Consider the following 12,898-nt stretch of genomic DNA (forward strand, 5'->3'; position numbering starts at 1 on the left):
CGAGATCACAATTTCCTATAGGATACCTGATACGCAATATATCCCACAACGGAGTGAAGGAGAAGCGCCGATGGTCATGTTCGAGAAGGACGCCGTCAGGCCCGCCGAGTACCGCCGGTTCGAGCGACCGCTGCCCGAGTGGTACCGCGGCGCCGGTCTGGGCATCTTCGTGCACTGGGGGCCGTACTCGGTGCCGGCATGGGCTGAGCCGACCGGCGAGCTCGGCGCTGTATCCCGCGAGGAGTGGTACGCGCACAACCCGTATGCGGAGTGGTACGCCAACACGATCCGCATCGAGGGATCCCCGGCGCGTGTGCATCACGAGACCGTGCACGGCGGTGCCCCTTACGACGACTTCCTCGACCGGTGGCGCGCGGAGGAGTTCGATCCCGACGAGGTGCTCGCCGTCGTCGCTGCGACCGGAGCGCGCTATTTCATCCCCACGACCAAGCATCACGACGGCGTCACGCTATGGGACGCTCCGGGCACCGACGGCCGCAACACGGTGGCGCGCGGACCTCGCCGCGACCTGATCGGCGCCTTCGCCGACGCCACCCGACGGGCGGGCCTGCGGTTCGGGGTCTATTACTCGGGCGGCCTCGACTGGCACTTCTCCGACCTGCCGCCCATCGATCACGACGGCGCCCCGGCGCCCGACGACCTCCCGTACGCCGAGTACGCGCACGACCATCTCGTCGACCTGGTCGAGCGATACCGCCCGGACATCCTGTGGGGCGACATCCGCTGGCCGGATGCCGGCATCGCGCCCGGTCCGAAAAGCCTCGCGCACGCGTTCGACGTCTTCTACGACGCGGTGCCGGACGGAGTCGTCAACGACCGGTGGGGCAGGTCGCACTGGGACTTCCGCACGAGCGAGTACGTGCACGGCACGGCGGTCGAGGTCGGCGACGCGTGGGAGAACACCCGTGGCATCGGCCTCTCCTTCGGCCACAACCGCAACGAGACGTCCGAGCATCTGCTCTCGGCGGAGGAAGCGGTGCGGCTGCTCGTCGACGTCGTCTCCCGCGGCGGGAACCTGCTGCTGAACATCGGCCTCGACGCGGCGGGCCGCATTCCCGATCTCCAGCGGCAGACGCTCGAGGGCATCGCCGCGTGGACTGCCCGACACGGCCACACCGTCTTCGACGCCCGACCGGTGGACGGGCTGAACCCTTCCGACGACCCGTGGGTGCGATGGACCCGCTCGGGCGACGCCGTGCACGCCCTGGTCGACGCGCGAGGGACCGTGAGTCTTGCCGACCCCAGCGGGATGCTCGACGAGACGACGGCGCAGATCGCCGGCACGCCGGTCGCCGCGACCAGGACCGGGGATGCCATCCTGGTCGAGGCGACGGGTGCCGAGGGTCCCGTCGCGATCTCGTTCCGGGTCCGCACCTGACGAAAGGCCACTCACCATGCGCATCGCCCTGCACTCCGAGATCCGCGACGGCGCGGTCGACGACTACCGCACCAACCACGAGCGGATCCCCGACGACCTCGCCGCGACGTTCGCTCGTATCGGAATCCATGAGTGGACGATCTGGCGCTCGGGGCACCGCCTGTTCCACCTCGTCGAGTGCGACGACTGGGATGCCGCGGTCGCGGCGCTCGCCGACGACCCGGCCGACCACGCCTGGCAGGCCGACATCGGTCGCTTCGTCGAGTTGTTCCGCGATGCAGACGGCGCCGAGGGCACCGCGCCCCTCGAGCAGGTGTGGGATCTCTCGGCACAGCGCGACGCCTGACGCCGGTCGGATCGCTCGTCGCTCGCGTGGCAGAGTAGCCCCGTGACGCGGGTGTGGGTGCGAGAGCTGCCGGGCTGGATGCTGGCCGCCGCCGTCGCGCTGATCACCGTGGCGACTGTGGCATCGTCGCCGCGCGCCGAACTGCTCTTCCGCGACGGCGACTCGCTCGTCGTCGCGCTCCTGTCGCGGTCCATCCTCAGCGGCGAGCCGCTGGACTGGGCGATGTCGAGTGTGCTCTTCCTCCCCGAGACTGCGCTGTTCACCGGCCTTCGCGCGGTGCTTCCGCTCGGGGTCGACGGTCTGTTCACCGCGAGTGCGGTCGTCGGCATCCTCGCCCTGTACGGAGCGATCCGCCTCGCGGCGGGCCGCGCGAGAGCCGGGCGCGCGCCCGTCGGATGGTCGGTCGCGGCGGTCGCGATCTTCGGCCTGCTGGCGATGACCGAGACGACGGCGTCGCGGGATGCTCTCGAGCTCGCGTCGCTGCAGCTCACGACGACCTATTACTCGGCCACTGTCATCGCGGTGGTGCTGTCGATCGGCCTGAGTCGCCGGGTGCTCGACAGCAGCACGCACACGGTGGTCCTCGGCGTCTCCCTCGGAGCGGTGGCCGCGCTCTCGACGCTGACCAACCCGCTCTACGCGGCGTGGTTCACGATACCGTTCGCCCTGGTGTCGTTCGTCTTCGTGTTCCGTCGGGCGCTGCGCGTGCGCATCGTGGGTCTCCTCTCCGCCGCGCTGACCGGCACGGGGCTGGGCTTCCTCCTCCGTATTCCGTTCGCAGCATGGATCGCGAACACGGGTGCCGGATACGCCCAGCCATCGCTGTGGCGCGAATCGATCGGGCACTACTCGGACCTCGCGGCGCACCGTCTGCAGTCACCGCTCGGGGTCGCCGCCCTTCTCACCGGGTTCGCGCTCCTCGGTCTCGGCGTGCTCCGCAGCATCCGTGCCGACGATCCGGCGTCGCGCATGGTCGCTGTCGCGTCGTGGGCATTTCCGGTGGCCGTCGTCCTCGGCGCGATCGCTCTCGGCACCCATGCCGCGCGCTACCTCGAGCCGATCGCCTTCCTGCCGGTGCTCTCACTCGTGGCCTCGCCGCACGCGCTCCGACTCCCGATCCGTCCACGCCGCACGGTCGCCGTCATCGCTGCGGCGATCGTGCTCGTCGTCGGCGCGGTGGGCGCGACCCGTCTCACGGTCGCTGCGTCCGAGGCGTCAGAGAACCCCGATCTCGCGTGCGTCACCGCATGGATCGACGCGTCGGGTCGAACCGGCGCAGGGCAGTTCTGGACGGCACGGCTGCCGAAGCTGCACCTCGACGACCCGGCGCAGCTCGTGCAGGTCGACCACCGTCTGAACGGCTACGCGTGGCTCGTGAACCGCACGGACTTCGCGATCAGCGACGTCAGCTTTCTGGTGGAGGACTCCCAGTCCGTTCCCTGGGAGCTGCCGAAGTCCACCGTGCCCGACGGAATCGTCGAGTGCGGGCGGTGGTCGATCCTCGACTTCTCGTCGAATCCACTGCCACTCGGCCCGGTGCACTCGTGAGCCCGCGCTGCCGTCATCCCCGACGCGCGCGCCGTCGCGACCGGAGGAGCAGCCAGGCACCCGCGCTCATCAGCACGCCGGCGCCGAGGAGCGCCGGGGACGCATCGCCGCCTCCGGTCGCGGCCAGGCGTCCTGGGCGCGCCGCTGAGCCCGATGCCTGCTGGCTCGCCGCAGTGACGAGGAACACCGCCGACACCGACCCGGACGACGCGCCGGTCAGAATCACGGTATGCGATCCCGGCGAGGTGCCGGACGGGACCGACCACGTGAAGGAGACCGAGCCGGACGCATCCGCGATGCGCGCGCCGAGGTCGACGGGATCCGAGGCCATGACACCACTCACGGACTCGCCGGGACGGAACCCGCTCGCCGTCGCGCTCTGCTGAGCACCCTGCGGCACCTCCGCTTTCGCAAGTGTCAACGACAGCTCAGGGGGCTCGGGCACATCCGTCATGACCGCGGCCGCGGGTGACGAGTTCCCGGCGGTGTCGGTCGCCGTGACGTTCAACGGGGTCGCGTCGGCCTGCGCGGGGTCGAGATCGACCGTGAAGGAGCCGTCCTGAGACGCGACGCCGGTGCCGATCGTCGTTCCGTCGGGGGCGCTCACCACGACGGTCGCGCCCGGCTCGGCGGTTCCCGTCACGCGCTTGCCGTCGCTGGCGAGCGAGGCGGGTGGGGCGGGGGCGACGACATCGGCTCGAGTCCTGATCGAGAGTGTCGCGGTGGTCGAGGTGGTCGACACCACGTTCACCTCGACACCGCCGGACGCCGAGGTGAACGTCGAACCGGTGGGCCAGAAGGTGCTGCGCGTCCCGTCGGCTGCGGCTGGTGTGGCGAGCAGCCCCGTTCCGTTCGCCGGCTGCGACGTGAGAACGCGGACGCCGTACCCGCGGCGATAGGTGACGCCGTCCCAGGTCGCGCTCGAGCGGGCGTTCCAGTTGCCGACGTTATAGCCGTCGGGGGTCGTGAACTCCACCCAGTACTTCTTGCCCGAGACGGGATCGGTGATCTGGACGGACCTCAGTCCCTGGCGCAGGTTCACCGATTGCAGAGTGACCTGCTGTTCCGCGGGGCCGCTGATGTCCAGATAATCGGGCTGGTCGAGGAACCCGAGGCGGATCTGGTTGGGTGTCGAGAGGTCGTTGTAGACGAGCTGCAGGCTGCCGCCCATCACGTCGAGGGTGTCGCCGTACTCCTGAAAGGTGCACGATCCGCCGGCGCTGCGGGGCAGTCCGTCGACGCTGCCGTCGGCGCAGGTGTACACCCCCGCATGACCGAGCGTGAGGTTGTGGCCGAGTTCGTGAGCGATCGGGCCGTCCTGGCGCGGGTTGGATCCGCCCTGCTCGACATCGATCCAGGTCGGGTCGTCGATGGATCCGGGCTGCTGTCCGACCCCGCCGAAGCTGCAGCCGGCGACGACGAAGTACAGGAAGTGCGCGCGAGGGCTGCTCTGATACGCGAGCCACCGCTCCGCGGCGCGCACCCGCTCGTTGCGCCCGGCGCCGCCGGGGTTGCAGGCGGTCTGATCGGTCGTCCCGTTCTCGTCGACATCGGCCCACTGCACCGAGACGACGCGGAGGTCGACAGCGCCGTCGCTCTGGTCGAGCCAGTACTGACGGAGGTCGGCGAGCTGATCCATCGCGCGGTCCCTCAGCACCTCGGGTGCATCCGTCACCGGAGTGGACGTTCCGAGGGCCAGGACCACGGTGACGGGATGGTCCTCCGCAGCGCCGGGTTCCGCGGCGACGGCCGGTGCGGCGACTCCTCCGAGCATCCCGCCGGCCGCGACGGCCATGGCCACGACGGCACTCGATGCGCTTCTCCACGACCGTTTCCGCTGAGGCGTCCTCGACTGCATCCGTGCCATCCCCTCCGTCGTCCGGCGGCGCCGCGTCGGCGTACCGCGCAGAAGGCTAGTGGAGGATCGACCGTGTGCGCAGAATACTGCGTCGACGCCCGATGATCAGCGGATCGGCGCTGCGGTCGTCGTCCCCGCTCGGAAGCGACACGTCAGGTGCAAGGAGATCCCCGGCTCACCCTGCAGCATCCGTGCGACCTGCTCGCCGGCGGCGCGGCCTTTCTCCATCGCGGGCTGCACGCTCGTCGTCAGCACGAGGTCGCCGAGACCGTCGGCGTCGATTCCATCGAATCCCGCGACGGAGAGGTCCTGCGGCACTCGCAGTCCGAGTTCCTCGGCCGCTCGGATGACGCCGACCGCGAGGAGATCGCTCTGCGCGAAGATCGCCGTCGGCCGGGAGGAGGGATCCTCCAGCAGCAACCGACCGACCAACAGGCCCTCGTCGATGAGGCTGCCAGAGGCCGAGATCGCCGGAGCGTCGGGGAAGATCTCGCGCATGCCGGCCAGACGGTCCACGGTGACGTCGACCGTCGCCCGGGCGATCCGCTCTGCCGTGACCGTCCCGCGAACGCGGTCCTGGTCGAGTGGCAGCGTGACCAGGGCGATGTCGCGGTGCCCGAGCTCGTGGAGATGCCGAGCGACGTCCGCCGCCGCGGCCTGATTGTCCAAGGTGACGCGCGGGACGCCATCGCCGGCATCGCCCTCGATCACGACGACGGGAAGCCCTCGGCCGCGGACGACGTCGAGCGACGCACGGGTGCGACCCGAGCATCCGATCAGCACCACGGCGTCGACCGGTGCGCTCGCGAGGGGCGACCCTTCGTCGCCCGGCTCGTCGCGCATGAGCAGGATCCCGGCGCTCAGTGCGGCGAGCCCATCGGTCAATCCGTCCATCATCGCGGTCGTCACCGGGTCGAGGAACGCCGTGCGCAGGTGCCCTTCAAGGACCACCGCGACGATGCCGCTCCGCCCCCGCCGCAGCGAGGCCGCACGCGGGTCGGGGCCGGCGTAGCCGAGCTCCGCCGCTGCGGCGAGCACTCGTTCGCGGGTCGCCGGGGCGACGTTGGCCTTGCCGCTGAAGACGACGGATGCCGTGGAGGTCGCGACCCCCGCCTCGCGCGCGACATCGGCGATGGTCGCGCGACGCGGAGATTCGGGGCTGGTCATACTCCGAGGATAACCCGCCGTGGGTAGGTGGGTTCGAATCGATTCGATAAGCTCTCCCCATGCAGCACGTCCTCTCCCGTCCGCAATACGTCCGGTGGCGTACCGCGGTCTTCGCGATCTTCTTCATCAGCGGACTGTCGGTCGCGACCTGGGCATCGCGTGTGCCCGACATCAAGATCGCGCTCGAGATCGACAAGGCGCAGGTGGGCATGCTGCTGCTAGGCGCCGGGATCGCCTCCATCATGGGCATCTCGTCGGGTCCGGCCGTCATGGCGCGCACCGGAGCGCGGCACGGGATGCTGATCGCCATCGCCACCTTCGCCTCGGGCGTCGCGGTGATCGGCGTCGGCGCGAACGTCGTCGGCTCCTACCCCGTCGTGCTCCTCGGGCTCGCCCTGTTCGGCCTCGGCAACGGCAGCGTCGACGTGATGATGAACGTCGAGGCCACCGCGATCGAGCAGTACGCGAAGAAGACGATCCTGCCGCTGTTCCACGCCTTCTTCAGCTTCGGCACCGTGGTCGGCGCCGGCCTGGGCGCCCTGGCGGCGCAGCTGCGCATCGACGTGTTCGGCCACACCCTCGCCACGGCGATCCTCATCGCGGTGATCGGCATCACGAGCATTCTCAACGTGCCCCGCCGCGCGGAAGCGCTCGACCCCGCGGACCGCACCGGCGAGAAGCCCCGGTGGCGCGAGCGGATGCATGTGGCCCTCACCGCCTGGCGCGAACCGCGCACCTACGCGATCGGCGTCGTCATGCTGGGCATGTCGTTCGCCGAGGGCGGCGCGAACGACTGGCTCGCACTCGGCGTCGCGGAGGACCACGGCGGCGGCACAGCTCTCGGCGCCGCCGCTCTCGCGACGTTCTCGGTCGCGATGACCGCTGTCCGGATCTTCGGTGGGCCGCTCGTGGACCGCTTCGGTCGTGTCGCGGTGCTGCGCATCCTTGCGCTCACCGCCGCCGCGGGCATCCTGCTGTTCATCCTCGCCCCGTCGCTGCCGCTCGTGTTCGTGGGCGCCGCCCTCTGGGGCGTGGGCGCTTCCCTCGGGTTCCCGCTGGGCATGTCCGCCGCAGCCGACGACCCGGCGAAGGCCGCGGCACGCGTGAGCGCCGCGGCGACGATCGGATACATCTCCTTCCTCGGCGGACCTCCGGTGCTCGGGTTCATCAGCGAGCATGTCGGATTGCTCAACACCCTGTTCATCCTCGCGGGACTCGCGGTGCTCTCGGGGCTCTTCTCGGGCGCTGCCCGTCCGCTGCGCGAAGACGAGAAGACCCCGGTCTCGACGCGCTGACGTCGACCTCGCCCGATGCGGTTAGGCTCGTCGGGTGCGTCTCGTCATCGCCCGCTGCTCCGTCGATTACACCGGGCGGCTGAATGCCCACCTCCCCCTCGCCACGCGCCTGCTCGTGCACAAGGGAGACGGCAGCCTGCTCGTGCACTCCGACGGCGGCAGTTACAAGCCGCTCAACTGGATGAGCCCTCCCTGCTCGCTCTCGACCGAGGCGCCGGGCGAGGAGGAGGCCATCGCAGGGGTGGCCGAGGTGTGGCGCGTCACGCACAAGAAGACGGGTGACGCGCTGCGCGTGCAGATCTACGAGGTCATCCACGACTCGAACCACGATCTCGGCATCGACCCCGGCCTGCAGAAGGACGGCGTCGAAGCGGATCTCCAGCGCCTGCTCGCCGAGCAGGTGGACCGCATCGCCGACGGTGCGACGCTCGTGCGCCGCGAGTACCCGACCGCGATCGGTCCGGTCGACCTGCTGGTGAGGGATGCCGACGGCGTCGCCATCGCGGTGGAGGTCAAGCGCCGCGGCGACATCGATGGTGTCGAGCAGCTGACACGCTACCTCGACCTGCTCCGTCGCGACCCCCACCTGTCGCCGGTGCAGGGAGTGTTCGCCGCGCAGGAGATCAAACCGCAGGCGCGCGTCCTGGCCGAGGACCGTGGCATCCGCTGCCTCGTGCTCGACTACGACGACATGAAGGGCATCGAGTCCGGCATCCCCCGCCTCTTCTGAGGTCAGCGGGATGTGACGAGTCGCGGGAGCGGGCCTTCGAGTCGCGCGATCGCGACTTTCACCTCAGACAGCTCATGCTCCACCCCGCCCATACGGGTCTCGAGTCGATCGATCCGGGTGTCCGCCGCCGCGAACCGCGCGTCCATCCTGGCGTCAGCCGCCGCGAACCGCGCGTCCATCCGGGCGTCCGCCGCGGCGAACCGCGCGTCCATCCTGGTGAGGAACCACCCACAGGCACTCACGAATGCGACGATCACCGACACCCCGCACGCGATGATCGCGATGACTTCCACCGACACGTGCATTCCCCCAGTCTTCTCCGCATCCGCGGCGATGTCCCGACCGTAGTGACACGAGATCCGGCATTCCGGCATCCGTGGATAAGCCCACGGCGACGGATTCTGTGCAGGACGAGTGCCCATAGGCTGGAAGGTATGCCTCTCTCCCCCTACTCCTGCGTGCTGTGGGACGTCGACGGCACGATCGTCGACGCTTCCGTCGGCATCCTCCGCCGACTGAAGGTGGCGCTCACGCACTTCGGCCGTCCCGCGCCCACGCGCGAGGAGCTGATCCACTGGATCGGCCCGCCGATGTTCGACTCGTTCCAGGCGCAGGCCGGAATGTCGCCCGAACAGGCGACCGAGGCCGTGTCGTTCTACCGCACGCTCGGCAAGGCGGACGGGTACACCACCGACATCGCGACCTACGCGGGGGTTCCCGAGATCCTCCGCGACGTGCACGCCGCCGGCATCCCCCAGGCGACCGCGAGCTCGAAGCCCGAGATCCAGGTCGACGCCATCGTGGACTTCCTCGAGCTGCGTCCGTACTTCCTGACGACGGTCGGCGCAACGCCCGACGAGGCCACCCTCGCGACCAAGACCGACATCGTCGCCGAAGCGCTGCGCCGGCTGGCCGCTCGAGGCGTCGACGTCTCACGGCCGGTGCTCATCGGCGACCGTCACCACGACGTGGAGGGTGGCGCCGCCAACGGAGTGCCGGTGATCTTCGTCGACTGGGGTTTCAGCGACGCTCATGAGGGCGATGACGCGGCGTTCCGCGTTTCGACGGCTGACGATCTCCGCGCCCTGCTGCTCGGCTGAGACCGTTCAGGGCCGCTGAAAGCACAGAACTCCCCGCCGGATGCCGCGCTCGTTGCGGCACCCGGTCAGGGAGTTCTGTAGGTCGTCCGCCTCAGAGAGGACGGATGTTCTCGGCCTGCAGGCCCTTGGGACCCTGCGCGACGTCGAACTCGACTCGCTGGTTTTCCTCCAGCGAGCGGTAGCCGGAAGACTGGATGGCGGAGTAGTGCGCGAAAACGTCAGCGCCGCCGTCGTCGGGGGAGATGAAGCCGAAGCCCTTCTCCGAGTTGAACCACTTGACCGTGCCCTGGGTGCTCATTTACTGCCTGTTCTGCTGAGAAAAGAAGCCGACGCAGGATGCACCGACGTGCTCCACGCTAGTGGAGCGCCGCCAGAGGGGAAGTCCCGGTGTCAGCCCGTAACCCAAATGTTGCATGAGCGACCTTTCGCCGTCACAACAGCGTGACGGTCATCGGCGTCGCCTGGCCGGAAAATGGTGTGGCCCTCACCGCGGGGGGAGCGATGAGGGCCGAAGACGACCGGAGGGTGCGTCAGAGACCACCCTACCCCCTTCGCGGAGGATTTGTCCCCCATTTGGGGGACAACGACGAAAATTGCGGAAATCCACAACGATAGCGGCCCCCTCGAGCGGCCCATTGGGGACTGAGCGACTCGAGGGGGCCCAATCGCATGCACGGATCGCCTCTGCCTCTGGGGAAGGCAGCCCGTCATCTGGGGTAGACGGAGCGATCAATCCCCTGTGCATGCACCTTCACCATAAACGAGGAAACACGATCGCGCCATGGGGCCGTCGCCGTGTCGCGGGAGCGTTCCCGCGACGCCCCCGAGCGCCCTTCGGTAGCCTGATGCGGTGACCATGCTGAACAAGGACATGACGCTGTGCATCTCGCTGTCGGCGCGGCCGAGCAACAACGGCACCCGCTTCCACAACTTCCTCTACGAGGCGCTCGGCCTCAACTGGATCTACAAGGCGTTCGCTCCGACCGACCTCGCACAGGCGATCGCCGGGGTGCGCGGTCTGGGCATCCGTGGCTGCGCGGTGTCGATGCCGTACAAGGAGGACGTGATCGCGCTCGTGGATCGCATGGACGCCTCCGCATCAGCGATCGACTCGGTCAACACCATCGTCAACGATGACGGCGTGCTCACCGCGTACAACACCGACTACAGCGCGATCGCCCAGCTCATCGAGCGGAACGCGCTCGACACCGAGTCGTCGGTGCTGCTTCGCGGATCGGGCGGCATGGCCAAGGCGACCGCTGCGGCTTTTCGCGACGCGGGCTTCACGGCAGTGACGATCGCAGCACGGAACGAGGAGCGCGGGCGCGCCCTCGCCGACCTCTACGGCTTCTCGTGGACGCCGGATTCCGACGGCGTCAGCGCAGACGTCATCGTGAACATCACGCCGATCGGCATGGCCGGCGGTGCCGAGGCGCAGTCGCTGTCGTTCGACGAGGAGCAGATCGCCGCGGCATCCGTCGTCTTCGATGTCGTGGCCCTACCCGCCGAGACGCCGCTGATCACCGCCGCCCGTGCTGCGGGCAAGACGGTGATCACCGGCGCCGAGGTCGCGACGCTGCAGGCGCTCGAGCAGTTCGTGCTCTACACCGGCATCCGTCCGACGACCGAGCAGGTGCGCGCGGCCGAGGAGTTCATGCGCGCGCAATGACGCGGGTCACGCGGCGACGGTCTGCATCGTGCCCGTCGTCGCCGACGCCGTTCCTCGCCGGGCCGCGACGCTCGCGATCACCATCACCACGAGAGCGGACGCCGTGATCGCGGCGCCGATCCAGATCGGTGACGTGTAGCCGAGGCCGGCGGAGATGCCGAGCCCGCCCGCCCAGGCTCCGAGGGCGTTGCCGATGTTGAAGGCGCCGATGTTCGCGCCCGAGGCGAGCGTCGGCGCGCCGCCGGCGTACTGCATGACGCGGCTCTGCAGTCCGGGGACGGTGCCGAACCCGAACGCGCCCATCACGACGAGCAGGCCGATGGTTGCGGGCTGCGACCACGCCAGCATCCCGAAGAGGACGAGGATGACGGCGAGCGCCGCGATGAACCACAGGAGCGTGCGATCTATCGCCCGATCAGCGAGCCGCCCGCCCACCCAGTTGCCGACCACGAGCCCTGCGCCGAACAGCACCAGAAGCCACGGGACGGCCGATGCCGAGAAGCCCGTGACACCCGTGAGCGTGTACGCGATGTAGGTGAAGGCGCCGAACATTCCGCCGAAGGCGAGGGCCGTCACGACGAGCGACAACCAGACCTGGAGCGACGCGAACGCGCGGAGCTCGTGACGCAGGCTCACGGGTGCGTCCGACGCGCGGGGAGCGGAGACGAGGAACGCGATTCCGAGGAACGCGACGACGCCGATCGCGGAGATCACCCAGAACGTCGCGCGCCACCCGAACTGCTGCCCGATGAACGTGCCGAAGGGCACACCGAGCACGTTGGCCGCCGTGAGGCCCGTGAACATGATGGCGATCGCGCCTGCCTTCTTCGCGGGGGCGACGAGGCTCGACGCGACGACGGAGCCGATGCCGAAGAACGCGCCGTGGCAGAGGGCGGCGATGACGCGGCCGATCATGGCCGTGGAGTAGTCGGGCGCGACCGCGGTCAGGGCGTTGCCGGCGATGAAGAGCACGACGAGTCCGAGCAGCACGGCCTTGCGGGGCAGGCGGGTGGTCGCGGCGGTGAGCCCGAGAGCCCCGACGACGACGCTCAGCGCGTAACCCGAGATGAGCCAGCCGGCGGTGGCCTCGGTGACGGCGAAGTCGGAGGCCACTTCGGGCAGCAGGCCCATGATCACGAACTCGGTGAGTCCGATCCCGAAGGCGCCGATGGCGAGTGCGATGAGTCCGAGTGGCATGGGTTTGCTCCGTGATGCTCTGCTAAAGTAGTTGCAGACGCGGGATATTGCGTCCGACGAGTAATCATTGCACACGCAACTAGTCGGCGCAAGCAACTACCCGCGTTCGCAACGACTCAGGAGGTCACCATGGGCATCTCGGACGACGCCGTCGAGATCCGCGCGCGCGGCTGGCGCACGCTCGCCGCGCTTCACGGGCTGATCGACGCCGAGCTCGAACGGGCCCTCGGCGAAGCCGTCGGGCTGTCGGTCGTGGAGTACACGGTGCTCGACGCACTCAGCCGCCAGGACGGCTGGCACATGCGAATGCAGCAGCTCGCCCGCGCGGCAGCGCTGAGCCCGAGCGCCACCACGCGGCTGGTCACCCGGCTGGAGGATCGCGGGCTGCTCACGCGCATCCTCTGCGCCGACGACCGTCGCGGCATCTACACCGAGCTCACGTCGGCGGGACAGGCGCTCTACGAGAAGGCGCACCCGATCCATGACGACGCCCTCGAACGCACCCTGGGCGACGCCGTCGCGCAGCCTGAACTCGCGCCGGTCGTGCACGCGCTGCAGAGCACCGCGGTCGGGGTATGAGGGTCCGCGG

At 69.4% G+C, this 12,898-nt stretch carries 13 protein-coding genes; 8 read left to right on the top strand and 5 right to left on the bottom strand.

The window, feature by feature from the left end; genetic code table 11:
* The first annotated feature begins 70 nt into the window (after positions 1-70).
* The 3 genes from M3195_RS02515 to M3195_RS02525 are packed head-to-tail and all read left to right on the top strand — an operon-like array spanning position 71 to position 3,293.
* The gene (locus tag M3195_RS02515; protein ID WP_251584907.1) at positions 71-1,399 is read left to right on the top strand and encodes an alpha-L-fucosidase; all 1,329 of its coding nucleotides are present in this window, start codon (positions 71-73) and stop codon (positions 1,397-1,399) included.
* A gap of 16 nt (positions 1,400-1,415) precedes the next feature.
* Positions 1,416-1,745, top strand: a complete 330-nt coding sequence (locus M3195_RS02520) for an L-rhamnose mutarotase (RefSeq protein ID WP_251584909.1) — start codon at positions 1,416-1,418, stop codon at positions 1,743-1,745.
* Positions 1,746-1,787: 42 nt separating this feature from the next.
* Complete coding sequence (locus M3195_RS02525; protein WP_251584912.1) at positions 1,788-3,293, top strand: hypothetical protein; 1,506 nt, start codon at positions 1,788-1,790, stop codon at positions 3,291-3,293.
* 13 nt (positions 3,294-3,306) lie between these two features.
* Here the strand turns inward: M3195_RS02525 and M3195_RS02530 are convergent, their stop codons facing one another.
* Both M3195_RS02530 and M3195_RS02535 read right to left on the bottom strand, forming a co-directional pair.
* Positions 3,307-5,088, bottom strand: a complete 1,782-nt coding sequence (locus M3195_RS02530; RefSeq protein WP_251585321.1) for an Ig-like domain-containing protein — start codon at positions 5,086-5,088, stop codon at positions 3,307-3,309.
* 168 nt (positions 5,089-5,256) lie between these two features.
* On the bottom strand, positions 5,257-6,318 hold the full coding sequence (locus M3195_RS02535; protein WP_251584914.1) for a LacI family DNA-binding transcriptional regulator: 1,062 nt from the start codon (positions 6,316-6,318) through the stop codon (positions 5,257-5,259).
* Positions 6,319-6,377: 59 nt separating this feature from the next.
* On the opposite strand from M3195_RS02535, the gene M3195_RS02540 reads away from it, so the two are divergent.
* Both M3195_RS02540 and nucS read left to right on the top strand, forming a co-directional pair.
* Positions 6,378-7,613 carry an MFS transporter gene (locus tag M3195_RS02540; RefSeq protein WP_251584916.1) on the top strand — a complete coding sequence of 412 codons (1,236 nt, stop codon included), beginning with the start codon at positions 6,378-6,380 and terminating at the stop codon, positions 7,611-7,613.
* A gap of 34 nt (positions 7,614-7,647) precedes the next feature.
* On the top strand, positions 7,648-8,343 hold the full coding sequence (gene nucS / locus M3195_RS02545; RefSeq protein WP_251584918.1) for an endonuclease NucS: 696 nt from the start codon (positions 7,648-7,650) through the stop codon (positions 8,341-8,343).
* Between the two features lie 2 nt (positions 8,344-8,345).
* Here nucS and M3195_RS02550 read toward each other — a convergent pair whose 3' ends face one another.
* Positions 8,346-8,648, bottom strand: coding sequence for a response regulator (locus tag M3195_RS02550; protein ID WP_251584920.1), 303 nt, complete (start codon positions 8,646-8,648; stop codon positions 8,346-8,348).
* Between the two features lie 129 nt (positions 8,649-8,777).
* Between M3195_RS02550 and M3195_RS02555 the strand changes: the two genes are divergently transcribed.
* Positions 8,778-9,443 carry an HAD hydrolase-like protein gene (locus M3195_RS02555; RefSeq protein ID WP_251584922.1) on the top strand — a complete coding sequence of 222 codons (666 nt, stop codon included), beginning with the start codon at positions 8,778-8,780 and terminating at the stop codon, positions 9,441-9,443.
* A gap of 91 nt (positions 9,444-9,534) precedes the next feature.
* Here M3195_RS02555 and M3195_RS02560 read toward each other — a convergent pair whose 3' ends face one another.
* Complete coding sequence (locus M3195_RS02560) at positions 9,535-9,741, bottom strand: cold-shock protein (RefSeq protein ID WP_067356903.1); 207 nt, start codon at positions 9,739-9,741, stop codon at positions 9,535-9,537.
* 552 nt (positions 9,742-10,293) lie between these two features.
* On the opposite strand from M3195_RS02560, the gene M3195_RS02565 reads away from it, so the two are divergent.
* Entirely contained in the window at positions 10,294-11,112 is an 819-nt protein-coding gene (locus M3195_RS02565; RefSeq protein WP_308211563.1) for a shikimate 5-dehydrogenase, read from the top strand.
* Between the two features lie 6 nt (positions 11,113-11,118).
* Here M3195_RS02565 and M3195_RS02570 read toward each other — a convergent pair whose 3' ends face one another.
* Positions 11,119-12,309 carry an MFS transporter gene (locus M3195_RS02570; protein WP_251584924.1) on the bottom strand — a complete coding sequence of 397 codons (1,191 nt, stop codon included), beginning with the start codon at positions 12,307-12,309 and terminating at the stop codon, positions 11,119-11,121.
* A 129-nt stretch (positions 12,310-12,438) separates the two neighbouring features.
* On the opposite strand from M3195_RS02570, the gene M3195_RS02575 reads away from it, so the two are divergent.
* On the top strand, positions 12,439-12,888 hold the full coding sequence (locus M3195_RS02575; protein ID WP_251584926.1) for a MarR family winged helix-turn-helix transcriptional regulator: 450 nt from the start codon (positions 12,439-12,441) through the stop codon (positions 12,886-12,888).
* Positions 12,889-12,898: the final 10 nt, after the last annotated feature.

Origin of the sequence: Microbacterium hydrocarbonoxydans (assembly GCF_023715885.1) — a bacterium.
Classification (GTDB): domain Bacteria; phylum Actinomycetota; class Actinomycetes; order Actinomycetales; family Microbacteriaceae; genus Microbacterium; species Microbacterium hydrocarbonoxydans_C.